This is a genomic window from Undibacterium sp. TC9W (assembly GCF_049339865.1).
Taxonomy (GTDB): domain Bacteria; phylum Pseudomonadota; class Gammaproteobacteria; order Burkholderiales; family Burkholderiaceae_D; genus Undibacterium.
Genome location: NZ_JBMPPJ010000005.1, coordinates 157,114 through 179,984 on the forward strand (window position 1 = coordinate 157,114; position 22,871 = coordinate 179,984).

Genomic DNA, 22,871 nt, shown 5'->3' on the forward strand with positions numbered 1-22,871 from the left:
CTGTCCACGCATTTCAATGCTATGAAGGTTTATGAAATGCTTTTTCCATCGCCCTGGCACGACAGTCCCAGTCATTGGCATCTGCCAGATCAGCCAGACGCTGGGTAAATTCAGGGTTATCTTTCACCGCAAAGGCGGCGTCCAGCGCGGTGCTTAGCGATTCCACGCTGTTGCCAGAAAATACCTCCTCAAACGCGACGCACTCCGCCATATCCCTGGTTACGACCACAGGTTTTTCCAGCGCAAAGTATTCAAATAATTTGAGGGGTGAAGTGGTGCGCGCGATTTCGCCGGGGGCGAATGGAATAAAGCAAACATCAAACTGGCGTGCGTACGCTGGCAGGATTTGATAATCCACCGTACCCATATACAAAAGATTGTCAGCCTTCACCAGTTTGTCAGAACCACCGTAGTAGTCAGGCCCGATAAACACAAAGCCAAGATCATGGCGGCAATTAACCAGATCAGCCACTGCCTCATACCAGAGCCAGGGAGCAAGCGCACCGAAGTAGCCAACTACCTTGCTGTACCTGGCGCGGAATTTTTGCAGGTTTTGCGGCAGCGGCGTGCTCAGGTGCTTAGGGTGACGATAATGCGCAGTATCGACCCCGTTTTGTGCAAGGATGACTTTATCTACGCCCACAGCAGCGATGGCTTCTTCATACAATTTCTTGGCAGACGCCACCACATAATCTGCGCCACCACTGAAAGCGAAATCCTTCAAGGCCAGCAAACGGCGCACATTTTCTGCATCGCCACTGATTTGCGGGTCGATATGGTCTATGTATTCATACACCAAAGTGCCGCGCTTCCCATTTTCCAATAACAGCTCAGGTGTGTTGGCATAGGCGGTTGAATACAATGAACGCACCACACCCTGCAATTGATTGACTTCATGGCGGTTGGTGATCCAGACATTCCTTGCGACCTCCCTGCAACCCTGCACATCATCACCTGCCCAGTTATCGGTGCGATAAATGACCAGATAACCTAGGCGGCCAAAGGCAGCGGCAATATGCTGGGGACGTTGGTACAGCGGCACATTCCAGTCAATCACCAGCTCCTGTACAAAGATACCCTTGTAATCTGCACGACGCGACAAGACCTGTTGCTGGAATTCAGGCCAGCTTAAATCTGTGTTTTTAGCTGACTTCATAGCTACTGGCGCACCTGGGTTGTCAATGACGACTGGAATCCCAGCAGCCACCAACTGTGGTGTATTAAGCGGCAAAGCGGATGCTTTCACCCAGCGCACGAAATCATGCCTTGGCCCATGCAATGCCCAGCGCATTTTTGCTGGCAAGCGCCAGAAAATGAATTTCGCCAGGTCATAACAGGCACGTCCAGGACTTTGAAAGAACTGTTTGGTAAAACGCAAGGGGCGCGTCAATATCCAGGAATAAGACTGCTTAATCTCTCTGATAGCTTGCTCTTTGTAATGCACATCCAGATTCAGCCTGCTGATTTGCGCATCACGCAGATCAAGTTGCTGGAGCAGCTTGTCATAGTCATCCACTTTCTTTTGCAGATCGTCAGTCACAATCTGCAACCCGGATTGAACTTTGTATTGCGCCTGCAATGCATGTTCACGACTCATGAGTCGATCTTTCAGGCCGAGTATCTGTTGCACCTTCTCGTCTATGCCTTGCTGTAGCTTTTCACACTTCAAAAGCAATTCAGCAATATCCAGTTGCTGCTGTTGATAAGCTTTTTCATGCTGCAGCAACATGTGTTCCTGATGCACACTTTCCAACTCTAGCGATTTTTGCGTTTGCTGTGCCTGCTGTAATTGCAGCTGCGATTCGCTCAGTGAGTTTTGCAATTGAAGCAGTTCAGATTGCACGTCAGTTTGCGTCAAGTGCACATGACTCAGACGCAAGCCCAATTTTTTAAGCCAGCTCATATCTGCATACATCAAGATGATTTGCTCACCCTGCCACAGGCTGTTTGGCAAAGGGCGGCAATCCAGTACCTTGGCCCAAACGAGGCTGAAACCATTTTCCAGTTGCAACGGGATATTCTCAGGCAAGAAAGAATAGAAATGCTCGCTCTCACGCTCCAGCTCGCGGTAAGGCAAGGCCAATACCAGTGCCTTGCTTGCTCGCTGGCTCAGCGTTTGCATAACCTGGTAGGGTTGATGAAAGTGTTCCAGCGTATTTGAAGAAAACACCACATCAAATACATCCTGATCTGAAGGCGATGACGTCAGCCAGTCCGTATTTGCAAACGCCAGGGCGGGATAACGCGCATGCGCCTGCTGTATGGCCGCAGCAGAAAAATCTACGCCCTTAATCTGTTCAGCAGGTACATGGCTGGCCCAGACATCAGTTCCATCACCCTGTGCGCAGCCCCAATCCGCCACACGTAATTTCTCTTGCCTGATTTGGTCCAGCAACCAGCCTGGCAATTGCTGAATGGCGATGCTGGCAAAAAAGCGCGATTGTTTGTCGCCTTTGCAAGCGACCCAATCATTTTCAAATCGCGCATCCCAATACGCGCGGGAATTAATTTCTGTTTGCATGTTCGTGTTATCTATCACTGATTAATTTTGATGAAGAGTGCTTCATAGTCTTCAGGCAGCCAGTTTCTTTAGCTTGAGGTCAAGAGCAGGCGCAACAATCTCTTGCGAGATCGGCGGTTGAAATAAACCAAAGAAACGCTGATCCGCGAGTGAAGAAAAGTAATGTGCGCCCTCTATGTATTCGTAATAGTGAATATCGCGATGCAGGCGGTTCTCTACTGCGGCAACCAACAGGTATTTGCCAGTAACCAGCGGGTTGGTGAGTGTGAAGCTGACTTCAAATTCTTCATCCTCTGGCAAGCGCCTGGTTTCAAAATCATGGGTAGTCGAGACGATAAGGTCGCTGCCTTTTAGATCTTTGATAGAGACGGCAACGCTTAAATGCTCTCTGTCTATACTTTGCGGTATGCGCAGGCTGATCCTGATCTCCATGCTTTTGCCCCACTCATGCACGTCACGGCGCGCACGACCGGCATCCAGCACAGCAGCGGAAAGTATCAGACCCTTATGCGAACCCCAGTGAGTAACTGGCCGGCTGTCAAGTGCAATGTCTTCCGCCGCCACTTCAGCCAGCACATTCGCCAATACAGGAACATTGGCAGCATGCATGGCTTCATGCTCGTCATCGTCGCTGGCATCATCATCATGAAACATCATTTCCATATAGCGACCCGTCACCGGAAAGACGTCACCCTGCTCCAGCATACGCCCCTTGTCCAGCCAGATGGCGCGGTCACACAGGGTACGTACCGAGCTAACGTCATGGCTGACAAACAAAATACTGGCACCAGTTTTCTGTATATCCTTTATGCGGCGCATGCACTTGGCGACAAAGCGGGCGTCACCTACAGCCAGCGCCTCATCCACGATCAGAATCTCAGGATCAACATGAATCGCAATCGAAAACGCCAGGCGTGCATACATGCCGCTGGAATAAGTCTTGACCGGCTGATCCAGAAAATCACCTAGCTCAGAGAAAGCCAAAATCTCGCCCATGCGCTCCAGCATCTGCTCTTGCGGGAAACCTAAAATCGCCGCATTCAGCAAAACGTTTTCACGTCCGGTAAATTCAGTATTAAAACCAGCACCCAGTTCCAGTAAAGCCGCCAGCCTGCCATGCGTCGTCACCGTTCCCGATGTTGGTGACAAAGTACCGCATATCATCTGCAACAGGCTGGACTTGCCGCTACCATTACGACCTATGATGCCCACCGTCTCACCTGGTGCAATCTCGAACGACACATCGCGCAAAGCCCAAAATTCCCGGTAGTAAGTCTTGGAGCGGGATAAAAGCATTTGCTTCAACCTGTCCTGCGGCTTGTCGTAAAGCTGGTAGCATTTGCTCAATTGCTCTACCTTGATGGAAAACTTAGAGGACATCGGCAAACCCCTTGCGCGTCTTTTGAAACCAGGCAAAACCCAGCCAGGCAACAACACCAGACAATAAAAAGTAAACCAGCCAGCTTTGCCAATCCAGCGGCTTGCCCCAGATCATGGCATCACGGCTCTGCTCTATCACCTGGGTCAAAGGGCTGACTTGAACCACGGCACGAAAACCATCAGGCAAGGCCGCTATCGGATAAAACACCGGCGACAAAAATGTCAGCACTGACACCGCAACACCGACCACCTGATGTATGTCACGAATAAAAACCCCCAGCGAAGCCAGCAACCAGCTCACACCCAGGCTCAACAAAACCAGCGGCAGCAAAACCAGAGGCAGGATGAAAATCGTCGCAGGCGGCACACCAAAAAATATCGAATAAAAAATCAACCAGACTGCGAAACTGACCATCAAATGAAAGCAAGCAGCCCCCATTGCGACCACAGGCAAAATCTCCAGAGGGAATATCACCTTCTTGACGTAGTTCACATTGCTGACCACCAGACCAGGCGCACGGCTCACGCATTCAGAAAACAAACCAAACACCATCAAGCCCGCAAACAAAACCAAGGCAAATTCTGTCTTCGACTCAGACCCGCCAGCCCAGCGCGCCTTGAACACCACACTAAACACAAAGGTATAAACCGCCAGCATCAACACAGGATTAAAAAAAGACCACAACAAACCCAGCAGGGAGCCTTGATAGCGCATCAACACTTCCCGCTTTATCAAACTCACGATGAGCCTGCGATGCTGCCGTAAAGAAGCAAGCAAGCTCAAGGGGGTAATGGACGGTACTGCGTGTGGATTCATTCAATTCATTTCAAAAATTTCGCGACACATTCAGAGTCACCAACTACCAGCGCACAGCCACAAAAAGTACAGACGAAACTCATCCTCCCCATAGGGATACGAATGTTCAAAACCTGAACAAGTGGAGATAATTATTTGAGCAGCACAACTAAGCGCACTGCTTTCACGTCCGGCAAACAGATGCCAGACTCACGCACAAGAGCCAGTACAAGCTCACATCATGCAAGCGCTGATCTACTGCACATCACAGACATACTAAGACGTGCTCTGACAGGTGGAGATTATAGGGAGGAGACAGGAAGAGTATTTCTAACAAGTGTCGTGCAATTGTATGCAATTTGTACACATGTAGAACGATGGGATTTTTTGATATGCGAATATTGCGATTTGAATCTATAGAGAAAATTTCACACAGAATTCTGGCAACTCCCGAACACTTTCAACGCTACGGTTTCCCTCAGACACCAAAGGACTTGATATCTCACCCATGCATCGCATATCAATTCGCAGACGGCAGCCTTTATCACTGGGAGTTTTCGGAGAACGGAAAACCCTTAAAACATAAACCCCTTGGGCAATGGACATTCTCCGATAGCTACATGGAAGTAGATGCGGCAAAAGCTTGCTTGGGATTGGCCTCTGTGCCCGAGAGCCTAGTAGCGGAAGAGCTTGAGCTCGGTACACTGATTTGCGTATTGAAACCCTTCAGTCATAGTTTCTCTGGGTTGTACTTGTATTACCTCCATCGGAATGTGTCTCCCGCATTACGAATGGTGATAGACACGTTAAGGATTTGAAAAATAGTCTGCCATAAGCGCTTACAATCGTATCGTCACAACGCAGCTGCAATACCGCAGCGTGCGTAGGACGTGCAACGGGTGTGATGACCGTTGGTTAGGTGCTATTGTTGACTGCTGAGGTTAAGCATCACTACTCCAGCAACAACGAACGCCAGACCAAATAGCTTAACCGGATTCCATTCTTCATTAAAAAAATAAACTCCAACTAGTGCCGTTAGTGCGATACCACTTCCGCCCCAAACGGCATAAGTAACTCCCATTTCAAGCCGCTTCATTGCTACTGCCATCAGCCAGATTGCCAGCGTATAACAGGCTGCTGCCGCACTTGATGGGTAAGCATTGGAAAAGCCGTTAGAATATTTTAGGGCAACGGTTCCGACTACTTCTGCTACGACACTTGCTGCAACTAATACCCAAGCTGCGAAATTAGAAATCATGAGGCACCTAGAATCAAGTTGCCCACTTATCACTTATACCGAGTGACGCGAGCAATCCAAAAGAGCGGTACCTTAAAACTTCAACTACTTTCGTAATTTTTCAATATGCGTTTTGCTGTTCGTTGCGAACGACTTAAAACACGTTATAACGCCTAATTTCAAATAACATGAAAATCCCGCCGAACCTGGAGGTCTGTCCGCCCATCCTTGAGAGACATTTCCTTCGTAACCGTTGTCCCACATTGTTTTTGGCAGTCAACCGAAAATATAGGAGTACTAAAAAGCTAGGACAGGCGGACACCATTTATGGACGCATCGCATTTTACTAGGGTGGCGTTTTTCAAACAAGCAGAGTTGTTCAGTATCTACATTACCAGCAGAGACATCAGACAATAGAGGTACAAACCCATGGTTAATATATACAATGTATTCAAAGCCGTGATCCCAGAGCCCGCCGCGGTTGGCAAGGCGTTGGCAGTACGGGCTGGCAACATACTCCTAGAGCTTCCAAAACGGGGCTCAGGTGACCGCAAGAGGCCTGAAATCATTTGCAAACGGATGCAAAGTTTATCGTACTCTTAAAATAGATATTGTATGTGTGTGCGTTTGCTAGCTTAATTGAACCTTTCAATTTGATCCACCTTCCACTTCCTGGCGAAGGCGGCCACCCGGTCATACGCTCCTTCAAATCCCAGTTCTTTCAAATCGAGATGAAGCTGCTTTCAGCTTGTCAATTTTCAGAGCGAATCAACACGGAAGGTGCCGGTTGACCGACATATGGTGTCAGGTGTTATAGCTCAGACTTAACATAAGATGTCCGACGACCGGCAGTCCCCGCCCCTTAGCCGACATTGCTGAACAGCTCGGCCGTCCAATCGGCGAACGCCCGCATCGCCGGAGAGAGAAAACGGTGATGGGGGTAGAGAAGTGATACCGGCACAGGTGCCGGCCGCCTGTCGGACAATACTTCGACCAATTCTCCGGTCCGCAATTGGTCCGCCACAAGAATCTCAGCTAACTGCATCAGGCCACGTCCTTGGAGGCCAAGCTTGATGTACAGCCCAGTCTCGTTAACTGCCACCGTGCCAGGAACCGTAACAGTGACGCTGTCTCCGTCCTCGGCAAAATGCAGCTCACTTCCTCGCCGCGTCGTGCTGGAAAAATAATGGACCGCCCGGTGTAGTTGCAAATCCTCCAGCACCTTGGGAATACCCTTTTCGTCCAAATATGACGGTGCCGCACAGGTGATCCAACGCAACTTCCCCAAACGGCGCGCGACCAGCGTCGAGTTATGGAGGCTGCCAGTGCGGATGACGCAATCGACACCTTCCTGGATCAAGTCCACCTGACGATCATTTATGCCGATCATCAGGTAGATATCGGGGTAGCGCCGCCGGAAATTATCCAACTGCGGCAGGATCAAGGCATGCGCAATTCCCCCCGGCATATCCACGCGCAGCCGACCTTGCGGACGCTCGGCAGAGCCGTGTAGGCTAGATTCCGTGTAATCAATCAGGTCGAGTATCTCGCGGCAGCGGTCGAGGTACCTTTCACCTTCCGGCGTCAAGCTGAGGTTTCTTGTGGAACGGTTCAGCAGGCGTATTTGCAAGTGTTTTTCGAGTCTTTTGATGATGCCTGTGACTGATGACGCCGGTAAGCCCAGCGTCTCTGCTGCGCGTACAAAACTCCTGCTTTCGACTACGCGAAGAAATACCTGCATTGCTTGTACGCGATCCATGTGTTTTCCTGATAGCGATAGTGAAAACGGCACTATAACCCAACATTGTTCGCATTTTCTGCATGATGAAAACCTCCATGGCTACTTTTTCTTCGTCGCTGCACTCGCTACAGTGCAAACATCAAACCTAAAGGAGAAATCAACAATGTCCGAGCAAGACCGCCAAATACTAGTGCCGTTAAAAATGAACCAAGTAGAACCTAACGTTATGTCTCAAACCATTCTCGTGCTCGGTGCTGGAGAACTCGGCCTACCGGTGCTGCGTAGTCTTGCTCAACGCGCGAAGGACATCGACGGTGTGAAGATCAGTGTGCTGCTGCGCTCAAGCGCCGTTGAGTCCAGTTTGCCATGCAAGCAACATGATATCGCCGAGATCAGAGGTCTTGGGATCGAGATTGTCCTCGGCGATCTTGTGGAGAACTCCATCGATGAGCTCGCCGCAGTATTCGGGCAATATGAGACAGTTATCGGGTGCGCGGGCTATGCGGCGGGCACCGACACGCCAATGAAGTTAGCACGAGCTGCTCTGCAAGCGCGAATCCCGAGGTACTTCCCATGGCAGTTCGGTGTCGATTTTGATGCGATCGGTCGTGGCAGTCCGCAGGATATCTTCGACGCACAGTTGGACGTTCGAGAGTTGCTGCGTAGTCAGCACCAGACTGAATGGGTCATTATCTCGACCGGCATGTTCATGAGCTACCTGTTTGAGCCGGAATTCGGCGTCGTCAATCTTAAAGAAAACGCAGTTCACGCCCTTGGCAGCCTCGACACTGCTGTGACGCTGACGACTCCGGATGATATCGGCGCACTGACTGCCGAGATCGTGTTCGCGCAACCCCGTATCCGGAACGAGATCATGTATCTAGCGGGCGACACCGTGACGTACGGGGAGGTGGCCGACAAGCTGCAAATGGCGCTTGGCCGTCCCTTCAGCCGTTCGGAGTGGAGCGAGGAGTATTTGCTGTGCGAATTGGCCCGCGAGCCGCAGAATATGATGCGCAAGTATCGTGCAGCCTTTGCCCAAGGACGAGGTGTCGCTTGGGATAAGAGTGGAACCTTCAATAGCCATCGCGCCTTTCCGGTTACGGACGTGACATCGTGGATCAATGAGAACCTAATTTCTGGCCGTGGCGAGTAATTGTCATCCAGAGGGCTTAGACAACGATATCAACGACAGTTCTTCCAACTTCGCATTTCGGCTATCTTCAGCGTTCAAATGACTGACTGTGTGGTAAGGGAGGCTGCCCTAAAGCTGACACGCGATGTCTGCTCACAAAGGAGCAGGGGTCACCCATTAGCCCCCGGTAGTCATGTAGCCGAACAATATACTCGCAACACACCGCGATAGTATTTACTGCGCCATCACATACTTGTTTCAAAATGTCGTCGTGCCTTTTGCTTCAACGTGTGGTTGCGTGAATCGCACCAGTCACCCATGTGGATCTAGCGAAACATCAAGCTGGATTTCGCCCAAGTAGCCCAGCTACTCCAGAAGCATCTCAGTACCGCGTTGCGTCCAATTGATGGGCAGATCTGTGGCTACCGGATTCGGTTCCAACCCCTTGTGGCTCGCATTGCAGACGACTCATTGTAAAACATCGATTATGATGGCAGATACTGCGTGTCCAATCAGTTCTGATGGCTTGTGATCCAACCCCAGTCTCTGGCTCACGCAGTGCTGCCAACTCTCAGGTGAAACAACGCTCCACCGAAAAACTTTCTCCAGTCTTCAGCATATGAAAGCAAGCTCTTGCCAGTTTAATGGGTGACCCCAATTTTTACTTCCGACCATAGCTCGGTTGGTCTTTTTTTTACCCTAAACCAGGATTTACAGTAAAAAATTGGTCTTTTCATTTTTAATATACATGCACGTCAATCTCATTCCCCAGCGCTAGAGAAAAATGAGGGCCCCATCATCTCTACAGTTTTGTCGCAATTAACTTCTCAACAGCCTCGTGAGCTTCTAAGTCGCCACGAATGTAGGAAGGTATGCCTGTTTCTTGACTAACAAATACTGGGCTATTACCTAACAGCATAAATTGGAAATCATTCGTTTCTTTAAATTTGACCGAGTTATAGTAGAAGACCCAGCCTTGTGGAAGCTCCAGAGTTTTTTCGTCGAATATCTCAATCCGATCATCAAATTCTGACAAATCAAAATCCTTATTGACATAATCCAACGCCATTTTCTTTGCATTATTCAAAGTCGTCATATTTACTACTCTTCCTTTTGCCTTTCACGAGCTCACATTTGAGTCTTCGCAAAAACAAGTACTTCCCTTGGTTCTATATTCTGGAAACGCCTTTCCAAACCCAATCCACCATACCTCTTATCGCTAACAACAAGATCAAAAATTGACCAATCCCCTCGAGTTTAAGCATTCGACTCATCGAAAGTGCTTCGTGAAACGCCTGTCCAAGCTCAAGCGGCGTCGGTGTTGTACTCAGAAAAAGCAATTTTCGTTACGGATCGCATGCTGTACTGAGGAATCCCGAACAAGTCTGGACACAAACAAATTCGTCATTTGCGTGTATAGCAGCCCATTTTTTTTAAATTTCTTCGCTCACTTTATACCTCAGTCAAGGCGATATCCATCAGCAAGGAGTTATCATTTTTGGCAGTCGTTGTATTCCCTAGGTTCAGTATGGCTTGAAAGCAGTTATAGTCTGGGCATTTCTTTGGTAGAAAATGATTACTCGAATTCGACTTTGCAGTCTTTTAAGCGAAACGATTGAGCATCGTCGAGCAAGATGGAATCAATGTCAATTTTAGCCACCCTCGCATTTAAGCCTCTAGCCCCTTGCTCAACCTGCAATTGCCACCCTTGAATATCACCTTTGTAAGAAATTGCATGGAATGCTTTGCCGTCAGGCAAAGTTATCTTAAACCTTCAATCATAGCTCCTCCGTTTTTAGGAATCAGAGGAGAAACATAACGAATAATTTTCTTTAAAAAGATCCCGAACTCATCCTTGTCTCCGCTAAAAACGTAGCGAAATTCTCGTCCGTCACTTGGCTGCGTGACAGGTACTGTTAGCACTCTTTCATTTCCAACAGTTATTAAAGTATTTGCAAAGCTCAAAATGGTAAGATTGATGCCGCATGCGAAATGCCAATTCGCTTCAATAAATCGAGTGCATGCTCCGAAACAACCAATCTGAGCCCAGATGCAACTCCGAAGTCGTCATGCCCTGGTATTCCAGTAACTTTTAGCCAAATAAATTTTGGTAGCTCCCGATCCGGATAAAGTTCGCAAAACTGATCTGACTTTGAAACGTCAACTCTATCGAATTCAACGCCTAACAGCTGCTCACTCTTAATTTCATCTGCCAATTCCTCCGAAACAATATAGCAAGGCGCACTTTCTAAGAGATGATCCCCGAACCACCCTTCAAACTTGTAATGAAGTTCTTTAACAACCATTTCCCCGGAGGATCTATCTATCACGGTAAGATCACCAAACCCGCCAGCAACTTCGGGCTCTACAACGTAAAAATTTTTCATCTTGTTTCTCACTTCAGAGGTGGAATAAATTGAGAGCCAAACATTTTGTCAATTTCTGTCGCTTTTTGAAGCAACTAACATCCGGAGTCAGGTATAACATTCGCACAATTCTATACAAAACCCCGGGGTCATTTCTAACATTCCAACATTCACCACACCGCGAAAAAACAAAAAAGCCCTTGATAAATTATCAAGGGCTTTTTTTATTCTGGCGGAGAAGGAGGGATTCGAACCCCCGATACTATTGCTAGTACGCCTGATTTCGAGTCAGGTACATTCAACCACTCTGCCACTTCTCCGGCTTGGTTGTTCGTTATAAACGAAGCCTGTGATTATAGCAAAGAACTTGCTCAATTCAAAATTACACGATTAACAAGTCCATAAGACATATGGTCAGCATCACTGCTACCGTGACATGAAGATGTCACAAAGCAAGACTATATTCTGATGCAATGCGGCAAGATGTCGTTTGCAATTGTGAATGCTCTTGGCATTTCAATATTAGGATCAGCTTCAATGGAAAGTAGTTTAGCGGGGGATACTGTGGATTATCTGTCTCAGCAAAACCTGGTATCAGAGCAAGACATCAGCCAGTTTGGTGCGCAGTCTGCGGCGCTGATGCTGGCGCATTTGCAGCGTATTATTGAGCAGCGCCTGCTTACTGCACGCTTCCAGCCCATCGTACAGATGCAGAATGGTGATATTCTGGGTTACGAAGGGCTGATACGCGGCCCATCAGACAGCCCGCTGCACTCGCCCGTCAATTTGTTTAAAGCCGCATGGGATAATAATCTGACGGTAACGGTGGAGCACCTGTGCCGCCGTATCGTGCTGGAACAATTCGCTGCGCAGAAATTGCCTGGCAAATTATTTTTGAATGTCAGCCCAGAGTGTCTGTTACAGAGAGATGTGCGTTACGGTGAGACGCTGGATTATATCCACGAGCTTGGTATCAACCCTGAACGCGTCATTATAGAACTGACTGAATACCAGCCCACGCATGACTATGCCTTGCTGTGTGAAGCGGTTATCCATTATCGCGAGATGGGTTTTGAAATTGCGATTGATGATCTGGGTGAAGGCTTCTCCAGTCTGCGTTTGTGGTCAGAATTAAAGCCTGACTATGTCAAAATCGACATGCATTTCATCCAGGGTATAGATCATGATCCGGTCAAGGCGCAATTTGTGCGCTCCATACAAAGCATCGCTGAAAAATCTGGTACGCGGGTGGTTGCTGAAGGCATAGAAACCCAGGCTGAGTTGCTGGCTGTACGTGATCTGGGTGTGGCCTGTGGCCAGGGTTATCATATTGCCCGCCCCCACCCTACTCCTGCGCGTGCAGTATCGGCTGAAGTGGCGCGAATTTTGACGCCGAATCAATATCAGGCAGCACGGCGTACCTCTGGCAGTTTTGAGCAGGCTGCGACGGTAGAAAAGATTTTAAAGACACCGCCGACGATTTCTTCACGCATGTTGAATAACCAGGTCGATGATATCTTTTTGCAGCATCCCAAACTGCAAATCATCCCTGTAGTGGATGATGGTATACCTGTGGGCCTGATCAACCGTTATCACATGATAGACCGCTTTGCCCGCCCGTACCAGCGTGAGTTGTATGGCAAAAAGCCATGCACAGTTTTCATGGAAGCGCATCCTGTTATTGTCGATAAAAATACCAGTATGCAGGATGTCAGCCACATTATCGTGGAAGCTAACTCTGAGCAGTTAATCAACGGTATTATCATTACTGATCAGGGGCGTTATATAGGCCTGGGCAGCGGGCCGGACTTGATGCGCGAAATCACGCAAATGCAAATCAATGCGGCGCGTTATGCCAACCCATTGACGCAACTGCCGGGCAATGTGCCCATCAATGAGCATATTGACGTCTTGCTGCAGAAAGAGCAGTCTTTTTGCGCTTGCTATTGCGACCTTGATCATTTCAAACCGTTTAATGATGTCTATGGCTATCGTCGCGGTGACGACATCATACAAATGACCAGTGATGTATTAAAGCAGCATTGCGACCAGCAGCTGGATTTTATCGGCCATATCGGAGGTGATGATTTCATCATCCTGTTTCGCAGCGAGGATTGGGAAGTACGCTGCCAGGCCATACTGGCGAGTTTTTCTGCTGCGATCTACGACTTTTACAGTAATGAAGACCGCGAACGAGGCGGCTACCTCAGTGAAGACAGACAGGGCAAGAAAGTCTTTTACCCACTCGTGAGTCTGTCCCTGGGTGTAGTGAAGTCAAGAGCAAACCGCTATTACTCACATCACCAGATTTCCATTGCTGCATCAGACGCCAAAAAGCAGGCCAAGAAGATACATGGCAATAGTCTGTTTGTAGATCGTCGTTCTGAAATGGATTTACTGGTAGGTTAAACGTAATCTGTAAACGAGAAAAGCGCTTCACTTTATGTAGTGAAGCGCTTTTCTTATTGGGCCAGAGCCAATTAAGCTGCTGGTGCCAGTTTTTCCAGACCACCCATGTATGGGCGCAAAGCTGTAGGGATGACGACAGAGCCATCAGCCTGCTGATAATTTTCCAGCACGGCCACCAGGGTACGGCCAACTGCCAGCGCGGAGCCATTCAGTGTATGCACCAGTTCTGGCTTACCCTGGGCATTGCGGAAGCGAGCTTGCATGCGGCGCGCCTGGAAGTCGAACATATTCGAGATGGAAGAAATCTCACGGTAAGTGTTTTGTGCCGGCAGCCATACTTCCAGATCGAAAGTTTTGCAGGCACCAAAGCCCATGTCGCCAGTACACAGGCTCATGACGCGGTAAGGCAGCTCCAGTTTGGCCAAAACAGCTTCGGCATGGCCGACCATTTCATCCAGGGCTTCCATGGATTTTTCTGGGTGAACGATTTGCACCATTTCGACTTTGTCGAATTGGTGTTGACGTATCATGCCGCGAGTGTCGCGGCCTGCGCTACCGGCTTCAGAACGGAAGCATGGAGTATGCGCCGTCATTTTGATGGGCAATGCATCGGCAGCGAGTATCTCGTCGCGCACGGTATTGGTCAAAGTGACTTCTGAGGTAGGGATCAGGTAAAACGTTTCGCCTGTACCTTCTTGTCCGCCTTTTTTCACTGCAAACAAGTCTTCTTCAAATTTAGGCAATTGGCCTGTGCCGCGCATGGAATCAGCATTGACCATGTAAGGCGTATACATTTCAGTATAGCCATGATCCAGTGTTTGCATGTCGAGCATGAACTGGGCCAGTGCGCGATGCAGGCGTGCCATGCCACCTTTCATGACGGAAAAACGCGAACCTGTGAGTTTGACTGCAGTTTCAAAATCCAGGCCCAGTGCGGAACCGATATCGACATGGTCTTTGACGTCAAAATCAAATGCGCGTGGCGCACCGACCTTGCGTACTTCCACATTGCCGGTTTCATCTTCACCGACAGCGACGGATTCATGCGGCAGATTAGGAATGGTTTGCAGGAACGCACTCATGCGAACTTGCACATCACTCAAATGCGTTTCTGATGCTTTCAACTCTTCTGGAATGCTGGCAACTTCTGCCATCAAGGCAGATGCATCCTCACCTTTGCTTTTGAGATTACCGATCTGTTTGGACAAGGTATTGCGCTTGCCTTGCAGCTCTTCAGTGCGGGACTGGATTTGCTTGCGTTCGGCTTCGAGTGCATTGAAGGTTTCTACATCCAGCTGGAACTTACGGGTAGCCAGGCGCGCTGCCGCCCTGGCAATATCTTTGCGCAAAAGTTGAATATCTATCATGATTTTAAGTGCAGTGAACTAAGCTAATCGACTATTGTATCAAGGGATGGGCATTTCCCCTATTTTCAGACAAGGAGAAATGCCGTTTTTACAGCAAAATCTACGTATCAATACTTCACAAGACTACGGTAAACCAGCTTGGTATTACCTTCTGCAGGTACGCTGATTTTCCATACTGCCGTATTGCTGGCGCTCTTGGTATAAGGATGGCTACTGCTCAAGACTTGCCAGTCACCAGGCATGGGTTCTTGCACAGTGACGATGACGGCTTCTTTCTTGGCATTTTTCAACACCAGCTCGTAGGCACTTTCAGAAACGTAATTGTATTTGCCGCTCGCTGCGAGTTTTTTAAAGTCTGTTTGTTTTTTGTCGGCTGTCACATCAAAGGCCTCGCCCAGTTTCAGTCGGACTTTTTCATTCTTGGGCGTGTGATCTACGCTATCTTCACCAATGAACTGGGCATTGCCTGCACCATCTTTTTTATAGACGCGTACGACACCTTTGGGTAAAGGCATACCCAGTTGAGAGGCCTCTTTATTGTCGAATTCAACAAAGACACCTATTTTCATTTTTTGGCCAAGATCACCGTAACTGCTTTGGTAATAATAATCACTGCCCGCCAGCAGCAATTCCTTACGGGCGGGAACGCCAGAAGCAGACAGCAAGGCCACTTGCTTGGTCTGGTTTTCTGCAATGGTGGTTGGCCTGTCCAGTGTGTAGAGGTGATACTCAAACAAAGATTCTTCCGCCATGGCTTTTTTAGCCATCATGGGCTGAGGGGCATCCAGTCTTCTTATTGAACTACCGGTTATTTCCACTTTTTGCAACACTTGATGCACATCACCTGCGACCAGTTGCAGCTTGGCATTGCGGTAAGTCGTGCCGCTGGTATTACCCAAGGTAACCCAGCCTGAGATATCCAGCTTGTCATCAGCCGCATTCAGCTCAACGACATAGTCTGCCTTCCAGGACAAACCACCGGTCAGGTAACTGAGTTCCACATCCTGTTGTTGTGCGCCGTTGTTATCGAGTGCCATGACCAGGGTGGGACGGTCACGCAGATTTGCTGGCACATCAGGATAAATGATACGGCCTGGCAGGCCGGTTTCTATGCGGTCACCTATCTTCAACACCACGCCATTATTGGCGGACAAGACTGTGGCCGATTCCGTCGTCTCTGCGCCAGTCGCCGGGTTGGTGCGGATGATATTGACATTGCGGCCTACATATTTTTCCAGCAATTTTTGCGGTGTCAGCAAATCGAAATTAAAGTTTTGCTCTACGACAGACAAGCTGCCAGGAGAAGACAGGCTGCGCAGCAAGGCAGTTTCAGCACGCATCTTGGCACTGACATCGCGGAAAGCCAGTGCGCTTGCGCCGCGTTTCAATGGCAGCTTGCGCTGGTCCTTGATCAGGGCCAGGTTTTCATTATAGATCGTGACGGCGACTTCTTTCTGGTCTGCCAAAGTGCTGCGTTGCTCTTCGGTTTGTGCATAGACAGAGCCTGCCAGTGAGAATAACAATAGGCTTGCGCTTGCGGTAAATGTTTTATTCATGAAAGTCCTTATTATGATTATTGATTTGCAATGAGATATAAAAGAATGAAACTCAGACGAATGAAATCTAAACGAACGAAGCTTAAACAATTGAAATTCAGAAGAAACTGCAATTACTTGGCCTGATCATCCAGGCTGCGCAAATACGCGAGTTTTTCTGCTATCTTGATTTCCAGACCGCGTGGTACGGGGTGGTACCAGGATTCATTTTCCAGGCCTTCAGGCAGATAGGTTTCACCTGCGGCATAGGCATCTGGCTCATCATGGGCATAGCGGTACAATTTACCATAGCCCAGTTCTTTCATGAGCTTGGTCGGCGCATTGCGCAAATGCTCAGGCACGATGCGGGACTTGTCTTTGGCGATCATGGCCCGCACGGCGTTATAGGCTTTGTAAACCGCATTTGATTTGGCTGCACAAGCCAAGTAGATTACCGCTTCTGCCAGGGCCAGTTCGCCTTCTGGCGAGCCCAGTCTTTCATAGGTTTCTGCCGCATCGAGACAAATACGCAGTGCGCGTGGATCAGCCAGACCTATATCTTCAGATGCCATGCGGACTATGCGTCTGGCCATGTAGCGCGGGTCGGCACCGCCATCAAGCATGCGCACCAGCCAGTACAAGGCTGCGTCAGGGTTGGAGCCACGTACCGACTTATGCAGGGCAGAAATCTGGTCATAAAAGGCATCACCACCCTTATCAAAGCGGCGCAAGGCGTCACCCAGACACTCACCTAGTAAACCCTGGTCTACCGTGTCGAGATGCTTGGCGACTGCTGCATGGGCAACGATGTCGAGATTATTCAGCAATTTGCGACCATCGCCGTCAGCACTGGAAACGAGGCTGGCCATGGCTTCAGGTGTCAGCGTCAAGCCATCGAGTTCACGCTCGCAGGCGCGTACTACCATGGCTTGCAGGTCTTCATCCGTCAGTGATTTCAACACATACACTGAGGCACGTGACAATAAGGCGCTATTGACTTCAAACGAAGGATTCTCTGTGGTCGCACCGATGAACGTGAACAAGCCACTTTCCACGTGCGGCAAGAAAGCATCTTGCTGGCTTTTGTTGAAGCGATGGACTTCATCAACAAACAATATGGTGCGACGATGGGAAGTCGCCTGCAATATCTGTGCGCGCTCTACTGCTTCGCGTATGTCCTTGATACCTGACAAGACTGCCGACAAGGCAATGAATTCGAAATGGAAGGCATCAGCCATCAGGCGTGCCAGCGTGGTCTTGCCTACGCCTGGCGGCCCCCACAATATCATCGAATGTGGCTCACCAGATTGAAAAGCCACGCGCAAAGGCTTGCCCTCGCCCAGGATGTGCTGCTGACCGATGACGTCGTCCAGCGTAGCTGGACGCATGCGCTCTGCCAGTGGGGCAGGCTTTTTGCGCGGATTATTGTGCAACATATTCATTGAACGCTACTACTGCTACTACTGTCGAAATACATCTGCACCAGCAGGCACGACGAACTTGAATTGCTCAGGCTTCAGCGCAGGATTTTTTTCCAGATTCTTCAGGGTCAGGGTAGAAAACTGACCAAAATTGTCGTGCAATTCCAAAGCGACAGGCACGCCATCTTTCATGCCTATGCCTATGGTTTCAAACTGTGAATCCTTGGCTTTGGGCGTGGCTTCCAGCCATTCAAGCCCTTGCTTGGCACCGACCTCTTTGAAATTGAAGTTCTTGTCCAGATCAGCCGAGCCAGCACTGCCAAACAAAATGGCTGCGGGACTGGAGCCCAGAGAATTACCAAGTGGTCGTATCGTGACCTGATTCAGGTCTTTGTCATAGATGTAAAGTTTATCGCCATCTGCCTGCAAGACTTGCTCATAAGGTTTGACATATGACCAGATAAACTTGCCTGGGCGGGCGAACACGAAATTGCCTGTTGCAGTCTTGCTGATCTTGGGATTGCCATCGACCATTTTGACTTGCTGCTGGGTAAATTCACCCTTGGCGCTTTTATTGTTCGTCACGAAGGATTTGAACTGATCAACCGCAGTAGCAGATGCCCATGCAGGTATCAAGGCAAGTGCAAAGGCACCTGCCGCCAGTTTTGCCATCATGTTAGATTGTTTCTTCACTGATTTATCCTATTCTGTCGCTGCTATTCTGTTGCTTTATTCAGCTGTATTCCCGGCAGGAACCAGGATTTCGCGGTTACCGTTAGACTGCATGGTAGATACGACACCACTTTGTTCCATTTGTTCCAGCAAGCGGGCTGCACGGTTATAGCCTATGCGTAAATGCCTCTGCACCAGCGAGATCGAGGCGCGACGATTTTTAAGGACGATGGCAACCGCCTGATCGTACAAGGCATCTGATTCGCCACCACCTGCGCCAGCACTTTCACCACCGGCTTCGCCCCCCTCTTCCAGCGTGCCACCTTCGAGTATGCCTTCTACGTAATTTGGCTCGCCCTGCGATTTCAAATATTCAACAACGCGATGTACTTCTTCATCCGAGACAAAAGCACCATGAACACGCACTGGCAAACCGGTGCCCGGTGGCATGTAGAGCATGTCACCCATGCCCAGCAAGGCTTCTGCGCCCATCTGGTCAAGAATGGTGCGTGAATCTATCTTGCTGCTGACCTGGAAGGCGATACGGGTAGGAATATTCGCCTTGATCAGGCCAGTGATCACATCTACCGATGGTCTTTGCGTCGCCAGTATCAGGTGCAAGCCTGCAGCACGGGCTTTTTGCGCGATACGGGCAATCAATTCCTCTACCTTTTTGCCGACCACCATCATCAAATCTGCCAGCTCATCAATAATAATGACGATGGTTGGCAGTTTTTCAAGGGGCTCTGGTGCATCTGGCGTCAGGCTGAAAGGATTTGGGATATGCACTTCCTTACGGGCTGCCTCGGCAATCTTGGCGTTATAGCCAGCCAGATTACGCACACCTAGCTTGGACATGAGCTTGTAGCGGCGCTCCATCTCTGCCACCGCCCAGTTCAGGGCATGGCCTGCCTGGCGCATATCAGTGACCACAGGTGCCAGCAAATGCGGTATGCCTTCATACACCGACATCTCCAGCATTTTTGGATCAATCAGTATCATGCGCACATCATTCGGGTCAGACTTGTACAGCAATGACAGGATGGTGGCATTGATACCCACAGACTTACCAGAACCTGTGGTACCCGCGACCAGCAAATGTGGCATTTTGGCAAGATCAGCACAAATAGGCAGGCCGCCTATATCTTTGCCCAATGCCACTGTCAGGCTTGATGAGCTGTCGTTATAGACTTTGGAGCCCAAAATCTCGGTCAGACGTACAATCTGGCGCTTGGGATTTGGTAATTCCAGGCCCATGTAATTTTTACCTGGAATGGTCTCAACCACACGTATGGATGTCAGTGACAATGACCGCGCCAAGTCGCGCGCCAGGTTAACGATCTGGCTACCCTTGACACCGGTAGCAGGTTCAATTTCATAGCGGGTAACCACGGGGCCCGGGTAAGCTGCCACTACCTTGGCATCGACACCAAAGTCTGAGAGTTTTTTTTCTATCAGGCGGCTGGTGAATTCCAGGGTTTGTACGCTGACAGTTTCTTGCACTGGTGGCGGCTCATCCAGCAAAGACAAAGGCGGCAGATTGGTGTCCGGCAGCTCATTGAACAGGGATACTTGCTTTTCTTTTTCGACACGTTCAGAACGCTGAACGGCAACTACTTGCGGTTCTATGCGTACTGGTGCAGCCTCGACGATCTTGGCTCTCTCTTGCACCACGACTTCTTCACGCTTGACGGCGGCAGTCTGGCCAACGCGCCTGTCTTCTGCATCGGCATGTTTGTTTTGCACAAACACAAATACCCATTCTATGCCTGCGCCTATGCGCTCTGCTATGGTCAGCCAGGATACGTGGAAGTAGAGGCTGATACCTAAAGCGATCATCAGCAACAAAGCCAGGGTCGCACCGGTAAAGCCAAGCGCTGCAAAACCGGTCTTGCCTATCAACTCACCCAGCACCCCGCCCGGCCCCAGCGGCAAAGCCACCTTGAGGCTGTGCATGCGCAAATATTCCAGGCCCATGCTGCCAGCCAATAACAGGCCAAAACCAATATTACGGACCAGGATTTCAGAAAAACCGACATCCGCTTCCGGTTCAGGATTGAGCTTTACCCTCTGTGACAGACTGCTATAGGAAATCCACACCTGGCGGCAGGCGAATATGCACCACCACCATGCCGAAATGCCGAATACATAAAACAGCACATCAGACAGCCAGGCACCGAATTTGCCAGCAATATTATGTATGCGAGGGATATCCACTGACCTGGACCAACCCGGGTCTTGCGTGGAGTAGCTTGCCATGATCAGTATCAGGCAAATGCAAAATGCGGCCAGAGCTATCCATTTCGCTTCCATCAACAGGACCAGAAAGCGGTTAGGTGGCGCTGCAGGTGCTGCAGTTTTCTTGCTTCGAGTATAAGCTTCGTTACCAGTAGTCATAAAACAGAGAGCAACCTCATTCGGACAGCTATCAAAAGCTGACAAGATAGCATGAAGCCGTGTATGCGCCAAACTTGTGCACTGTAACAGTTGAAACAGATATGCCCGTCTGGCGCACCACGGCAGGAAGACGACCACTAGGAGGATAGTCTATAATTCAGGCTTACCTCAGGATAGCGATGCAAAATCAGCAAAAAACTTGAAATTTGCATGAAAAACGCCATCTATTATCTGCAATTCAGCTCATCATCAACTTTTTTATCAGGTCTGCTATGTCCACACCCAAACATGCCCGCGTATTAATTCTTGGCTCTGGCCCCGCAGGTTATTCCGCTGCTGTGTATGCTGCCCGCGCCAATCTGAAACCTGTACTGATCACTGGTGTAGAACAAGGCGGCCAGTTGATGACTACCACCGATGTAGAGAACTGGCCAGCCGACCCCATGGGCGTTCAAGGCCCGGAACTGATGCAGCGTTTTTTGCAGCATGCAGAGCGCTTTAATACAGAAATCATTTTTGATTACATCCACACTGCCAAGCTTGATGAAAAACCGATACGCCTGATCGGCGACCAGGCAGAATACACCTGCGACTCCCTGATCATCGCTACCGGTGCGTCCGCCCAATACCTGGGTCTGCCATCTGAACAGGCTTTCATGGGCAAAGGCGTGTCTGCCTGTGCCACTTGCGATGGTTTCTTTTACCGCGGCAAGGAAGTGGCTGTCGTTGGTGGTGGTAATACAGCGGTGGAAGAAGCCCTCTACCTGTCGAATATCGCCAGCAAGGTCACCGTCATCCACCGTCGCGACAAATTCCGTGCAGAGGCAATCTTGATTGACCGTCTGATGGCCAAGGTTGCTGAAGGCAAGATCGAAGTCAAATGGAACCATACGCTGGATGAAGTCATTGGTGATGACTCTGGCGTGACAGGCATTAATGTCAAGGCAGCAGATGGAACAGTTACCCCTATCACCCTGCATGGCGTATTTATCGCGATTGGCCACAAACCAAATACCAGCATTTTTGATGGCCAGCTCGACATGAAGAATGGCTATATCAAAACCCGTACCGGCACCGAGGGCATGGCAACAGCGACCAATGTACCAGGTGTGTTTGCCGCTGGTGACGTACAGGATCATATCTATCGCCAGGCGATTACCAGTGCTGGTACTGGTTGCATGGCAGCTTTGGATGCACAGCGCTTCCTGGAAGAATAAGTCAAACGCCAAGGATGGAAAGCATGTCGTCTTTTAAAAACCTTGCTGACCTGAAGTCACTCAGTCAGCAATTAAAGCAACAAGAAGAAAGCCGACAACGTGCAGAGGCAGAACGTCTGGAACGGGAAAAGAAAGCCAGAGAAGAGGCGAATATTTTTCGCTGCAGCGTAGGCAAGGTAGAGGTTTTAAAAACCGCGGTGAAACATCACCCTGCCCCGACTCGCCTTGAACCCCTGCCATTTCAACACATTGCAGATGAACAGGCAGCGCTACAGGAATCTTTGTCGGATGAGTTTGACGCTGACTCCCTGCTGGAAACCGATGAAAACCTGAGCTATACCAGGTCAGGCGTAGGTCAGGATGTTGTCAGGAAGCTGCGCAAGGGCCACTGGGTCATACAGGCACAACTTGACCTGCATGGTTTGCGCCGCGATGAAGCCAGGGACAGTCTGGGAGAATTTTTGCGCAAGTGCATGCGCAATGGCACACGTTGCGTGCGCATCATTCATGGCAAAGGTCTGGGCTCTGTCAACAAGGAACCTGTACTGAAGCAAAAAGTCAGGAACTGGTTGATACAGAAAGATGAAGTATTGGCATTCAGCCAGGCGACTGCAGCTGACGGTGGCTCTGGTGCCTTGATCGTGCTATTGAAATCTTGACGATGGCTATGCAGCCTG

17 protein-coding genes and 1 tRNA gene are annotated in these 22,871 nt (G+C 49.6%); 5 read left to right on the forward strand and 13 right to left on the reverse strand.

The window, feature by feature from the left end:
- Positions 1-19: 19 nt before the first annotated feature.
- Genes ACO0LN_RS08515 through ACO0LN_RS08525 form a run of 3 tightly spaced genes read right to left on the reverse strand, consistent with a single transcriptional unit; the run spans position 20 to position 4,718 of the window.
- The gene (locus ACO0LN_RS08515) at positions 20-2,521 is read right to left on the reverse strand and encodes a methyltransferase domain-containing protein (protein WP_422972765.1); all 2,502 of its coding nucleotides are present in this window, start codon (positions 2,519-2,521) and stop codon (positions 20-22) included.
- Between the two features lie 51 nt (positions 2,522-2,572).
- Positions 2,573-3,901, reverse strand: a complete 1,329-nt coding sequence (locus ACO0LN_RS08520) for an ABC transporter ATP-binding protein (RefSeq protein WP_422972767.1) — start codon at positions 3,899-3,901, stop codon at positions 2,573-2,575.
- Positions 3,891-4,718: an ABC transporter permease gene (locus ACO0LN_RS08525; protein WP_162041007.1), complete on the reverse strand. Its 828-nt coding sequence runs from the start codon at positions 4,716-4,718 to the stop codon at positions 3,891-3,893. Before ACO0LN_RS08525 ends, ACO0LN_RS08520 begins: the two co-directional genes overlap by 11 nt.
- Before the next feature lie 371 nt (positions 4,719-5,089).
- Between ACO0LN_RS08525 and ACO0LN_RS08530 the strand changes: the two genes are divergently transcribed.
- Complete coding sequence (locus tag ACO0LN_RS08530; RefSeq protein ID WP_422973114.1) at positions 5,090-5,515, forward strand: LysR substrate-binding domain-containing protein; 426 nt, start codon at positions 5,090-5,092, stop codon at positions 5,513-5,515.
- 104 nt (positions 5,516-5,619) lie between these two features.
- On the opposite strand, the gene ACO0LN_RS08535 is transcribed toward ACO0LN_RS08530, so the two are convergent.
- Both ACO0LN_RS08535 and ACO0LN_RS08540 read right to left on the reverse strand, forming a co-directional pair.
- Entirely contained in the window at positions 5,620-5,955 is a 336-nt protein-coding gene (locus ACO0LN_RS08535; RefSeq protein ID WP_422972769.1) for a DMT family transporter, read from the reverse strand.
- A gap of 841 nt (positions 5,956-6,796) precedes the next feature.
- Positions 6,797-7,693 (reverse strand): LysR family transcriptional regulator, encoded by an 897-nt coding sequence (locus tag ACO0LN_RS08540; protein ID WP_422972771.1) that lies wholly within the window; start codon positions 7,691-7,693, stop codon positions 6,797-6,799.
- A gap of 184 nt (positions 7,694-7,877) precedes the next feature.
- Between ACO0LN_RS08540 and ACO0LN_RS08545 the strand changes: the two genes are divergently transcribed.
- The gene (locus tag ACO0LN_RS08545) at positions 7,878-8,831 is read left to right on the forward strand and encodes an aromatic alcohol reductase (protein ID WP_422973116.1); all 954 of its coding nucleotides are present in this window, start codon (positions 7,878-7,880) and stop codon (positions 8,829-8,831) included.
- Between the two features lie 781 nt (positions 8,832-9,612).
- Here the strand turns inward: ACO0LN_RS08545 and ACO0LN_RS08550 are convergent.
- The 3 genes from ACO0LN_RS08550 to ACO0LN_RS08560 form a co-directional block, all read right to left on the reverse strand.
- A complete protein-coding gene (locus tag ACO0LN_RS08550; RefSeq protein WP_422972773.1) occupies positions 9,613-9,906 on the reverse strand; it encodes a YrhB domain-containing protein in 294 nt (97 codons plus the stop codon).
- Positions 9,907-10,771: 865 nt separating this feature from the next.
- Entirely contained in the window at positions 10,772-11,197 is a 426-nt protein-coding gene (locus ACO0LN_RS08555) for a hypothetical protein (protein WP_422972775.1), read from the reverse strand.
- A 209-nt stretch (positions 11,198-11,406) separates the two neighbouring features.
- A tRNA-Ser gene (locus ACO0LN_RS08560) sits at positions 11,407-11,496 on the reverse strand.
- A gap of 319 nt (positions 11,497-11,815) precedes the next feature.
- Here ACO0LN_RS08560 and ACO0LN_RS08565 point away from each other — a divergent pair.
- The gene (locus ACO0LN_RS08565) at positions 11,816-13,585 is read left to right on the forward strand and encodes a GGDEF domain-containing protein (protein ID WP_422973118.1); all 1,770 of its coding nucleotides are present in this window, start codon (positions 11,816-11,818) and stop codon (positions 13,583-13,585) included.
- A gap of 71 nt (positions 13,586-13,656) precedes the next feature.
- Here ACO0LN_RS08565 and serS read toward each other — a convergent pair whose 3' ends face one another.
- The 5 genes from serS to ACO0LN_RS08590 all read right to left on the reverse strand — a co-directional run bounded on the left by serS (position 13,657) and on the right by ACO0LN_RS08590 (position 20,977).
- On the reverse strand, positions 13,657-14,952 hold the full coding sequence (serS, locus tag ACO0LN_RS08570) for a serine--tRNA ligase (RefSeq protein ID WP_422972777.1): 1,296 nt from the start codon (positions 14,950-14,952) through the stop codon (positions 13,657-13,659).
- A 107-nt stretch (positions 14,953-15,059) separates the two neighbouring features.
- A complete protein-coding gene (locus tag ACO0LN_RS08575; protein ID WP_422972779.1) occupies positions 15,060-16,508 on the reverse strand; it encodes a DUF4139 domain-containing protein in 1,449 nt (482 codons plus the stop codon).
- 113 nt (positions 16,509-16,621) lie between these two features.
- On the reverse strand, positions 16,622-17,929 hold the full coding sequence (locus tag ACO0LN_RS08580) for a replication-associated recombination protein A (protein ID WP_422972781.1): 1,308 nt from the start codon (positions 17,927-17,929) through the stop codon (positions 16,622-16,624).
- Positions 17,930-17,947: 18 nt separating this feature from the next.
- Positions 17,948-18,583: an outer membrane lipoprotein chaperone LolA gene (gene lolA / locus ACO0LN_RS08585; protein ID WP_422973120.1), complete on the reverse strand. Its 636-nt coding sequence runs from the start codon at positions 18,581-18,583 to the stop codon at positions 17,948-17,950.
- A gap of 54 nt (positions 18,584-18,637) precedes the next feature.
- Positions 18,638-20,977 carry a DNA translocase FtsK gene (locus ACO0LN_RS08590; protein ID WP_422972783.1) on the reverse strand — a complete coding sequence of 780 codons (2,340 nt, stop codon included), beginning with the start codon at positions 20,975-20,977 and terminating at the stop codon, positions 18,638-18,640.
- 272 nt (positions 20,978-21,249) lie between these two features.
- Between ACO0LN_RS08590 and trxB the strand changes: the two genes are divergently transcribed.
- Positions 21,250-22,194 (forward strand): thioredoxin-disulfide reductase, encoded by a 945-nt coding sequence (trxB, locus tag ACO0LN_RS08595; RefSeq protein ID WP_422972785.1) that lies wholly within the window; start codon positions 21,250-21,252, stop codon positions 22,192-22,194.
- A gap of 23 nt (positions 22,195-22,217) precedes the next feature.
- A complete protein-coding gene (locus ACO0LN_RS08600) occupies positions 22,218-22,853 on the forward strand; it encodes a Smr/MutS family protein (protein WP_422972787.1) in 636 nt (211 codons plus the stop codon).
- The last annotated feature ends 18 nt before the right edge of the window (positions 22,854-22,871 follow it).

Bases quoted from the DNA above. Each gene is read 5' to 3' on its own strand.
- ACO0LN_RS08515 (WP_422972765.1), bottom strand. From the start codon at position 2,521: ATGCAAACAGAAATTAATTCCCGCGCGTATTGGGATGCGCGATTTGAA.
- ACO0LN_RS08535 (WP_422972769.1), bottom strand. From the start codon at position 5,955: ATGATTTCTAATTTCGCAGCTTGGGTATTAGTTGCAGCAAGTGTCGTA.
- ACO0LN_RS08540 (WP_422972771.1), bottom strand. From the start codon at position 7,693: ATGGATCGCGTACAAGCAATGCAGGTATTTCTTCGCGTAGTCGAAAGC.
- ACO0LN_RS08550 (WP_422972773.1), bottom strand. From the start codon at position 9,906: ATGACGACTTTGAATAATGCAAAGAAAATGGCGTTGGATTATGTCAAT.
- ACO0LN_RS08590 (WP_422972783.1), bottom strand. From the start codon at position 20,977: ATGACTACTGGTAACGAAGCTTATACTCGAAGCAAGAAAACTGCAGCA.
- trxB (WP_422972785.1), top strand. From the start codon at position 21,250: ATGTCCACACCCAAACATGCCCGCGTATTAATTCTTGGCTCTGGCCCC.
- ACO0LN_RS08565 (WP_422973118.1), top strand. From the start codon at position 11,816: ATGCTGGCGCATTTGCAGCGTATTATTGAGCAGCGCCTGCTTACTGCA.
- ACO0LN_RS08555 (WP_422972775.1), bottom strand. From the start codon at position 11,197: ATGAAAAATTTTTACGTTGTAGAGCCCGAAGTTGCTGGCGGGTTTGGT.
- ACO0LN_RS08575 (WP_422972779.1), bottom strand. From the start codon at position 16,508: ATGAATAAAACATTTACCGCAAGCGCAAGCCTATTGTTATTCTCACTG.
- ACO0LN_RS08580 (WP_422972781.1), bottom strand. From the start codon at position 17,929: ATGAATATGTTGCACAATAATCCGCGCAAAAAGCCTGCCCCACTGGCA.
- ACO0LN_RS08600 (WP_422972787.1), top strand. From the start codon at position 22,218: ATGTCGTCTTTTAAAAACCTTGCTGACCTGAAGTCACTCAGTCAGCAA.
- lolA (WP_422973120.1), bottom strand. From the start codon at position 18,583: ATGATGGCAAAACTGGCGGCAGGTGCCTTTGCACTTGCCTTGATACCT.
- ACO0LN_RS08545 (WP_422973116.1), top strand. From the start codon at position 7,878: ATGAACCAAGTAGAACCTAACGTTATGTCTCAAACCATTCTCGTGCTC.
- ACO0LN_RS08520 (WP_422972767.1), bottom strand. From the start codon at position 3,901: ATGTCCTCTAAGTTTTCCATCAAGGTAGAGCAATTGAGCAAATGCTAC.
- ACO0LN_RS08530 (WP_422973114.1), top strand. From the start codon at position 5,090: ATGCGAATATTGCGATTTGAATCTATAGAGAAAATTTCACACAGAATT.
- serS (WP_422972777.1), bottom strand. From the start codon at position 14,952: ATGATAGATATTCAACTTTTGCGCAAAGATATTGCCAGGGCGGCAGCG.
- ACO0LN_RS08525 (WP_162041007.1), bottom strand. From the start codon at position 4,718: ATGAATCCACACGCAGTACCGTCCATTACCCCCTTGAGCTTGCTTGCT.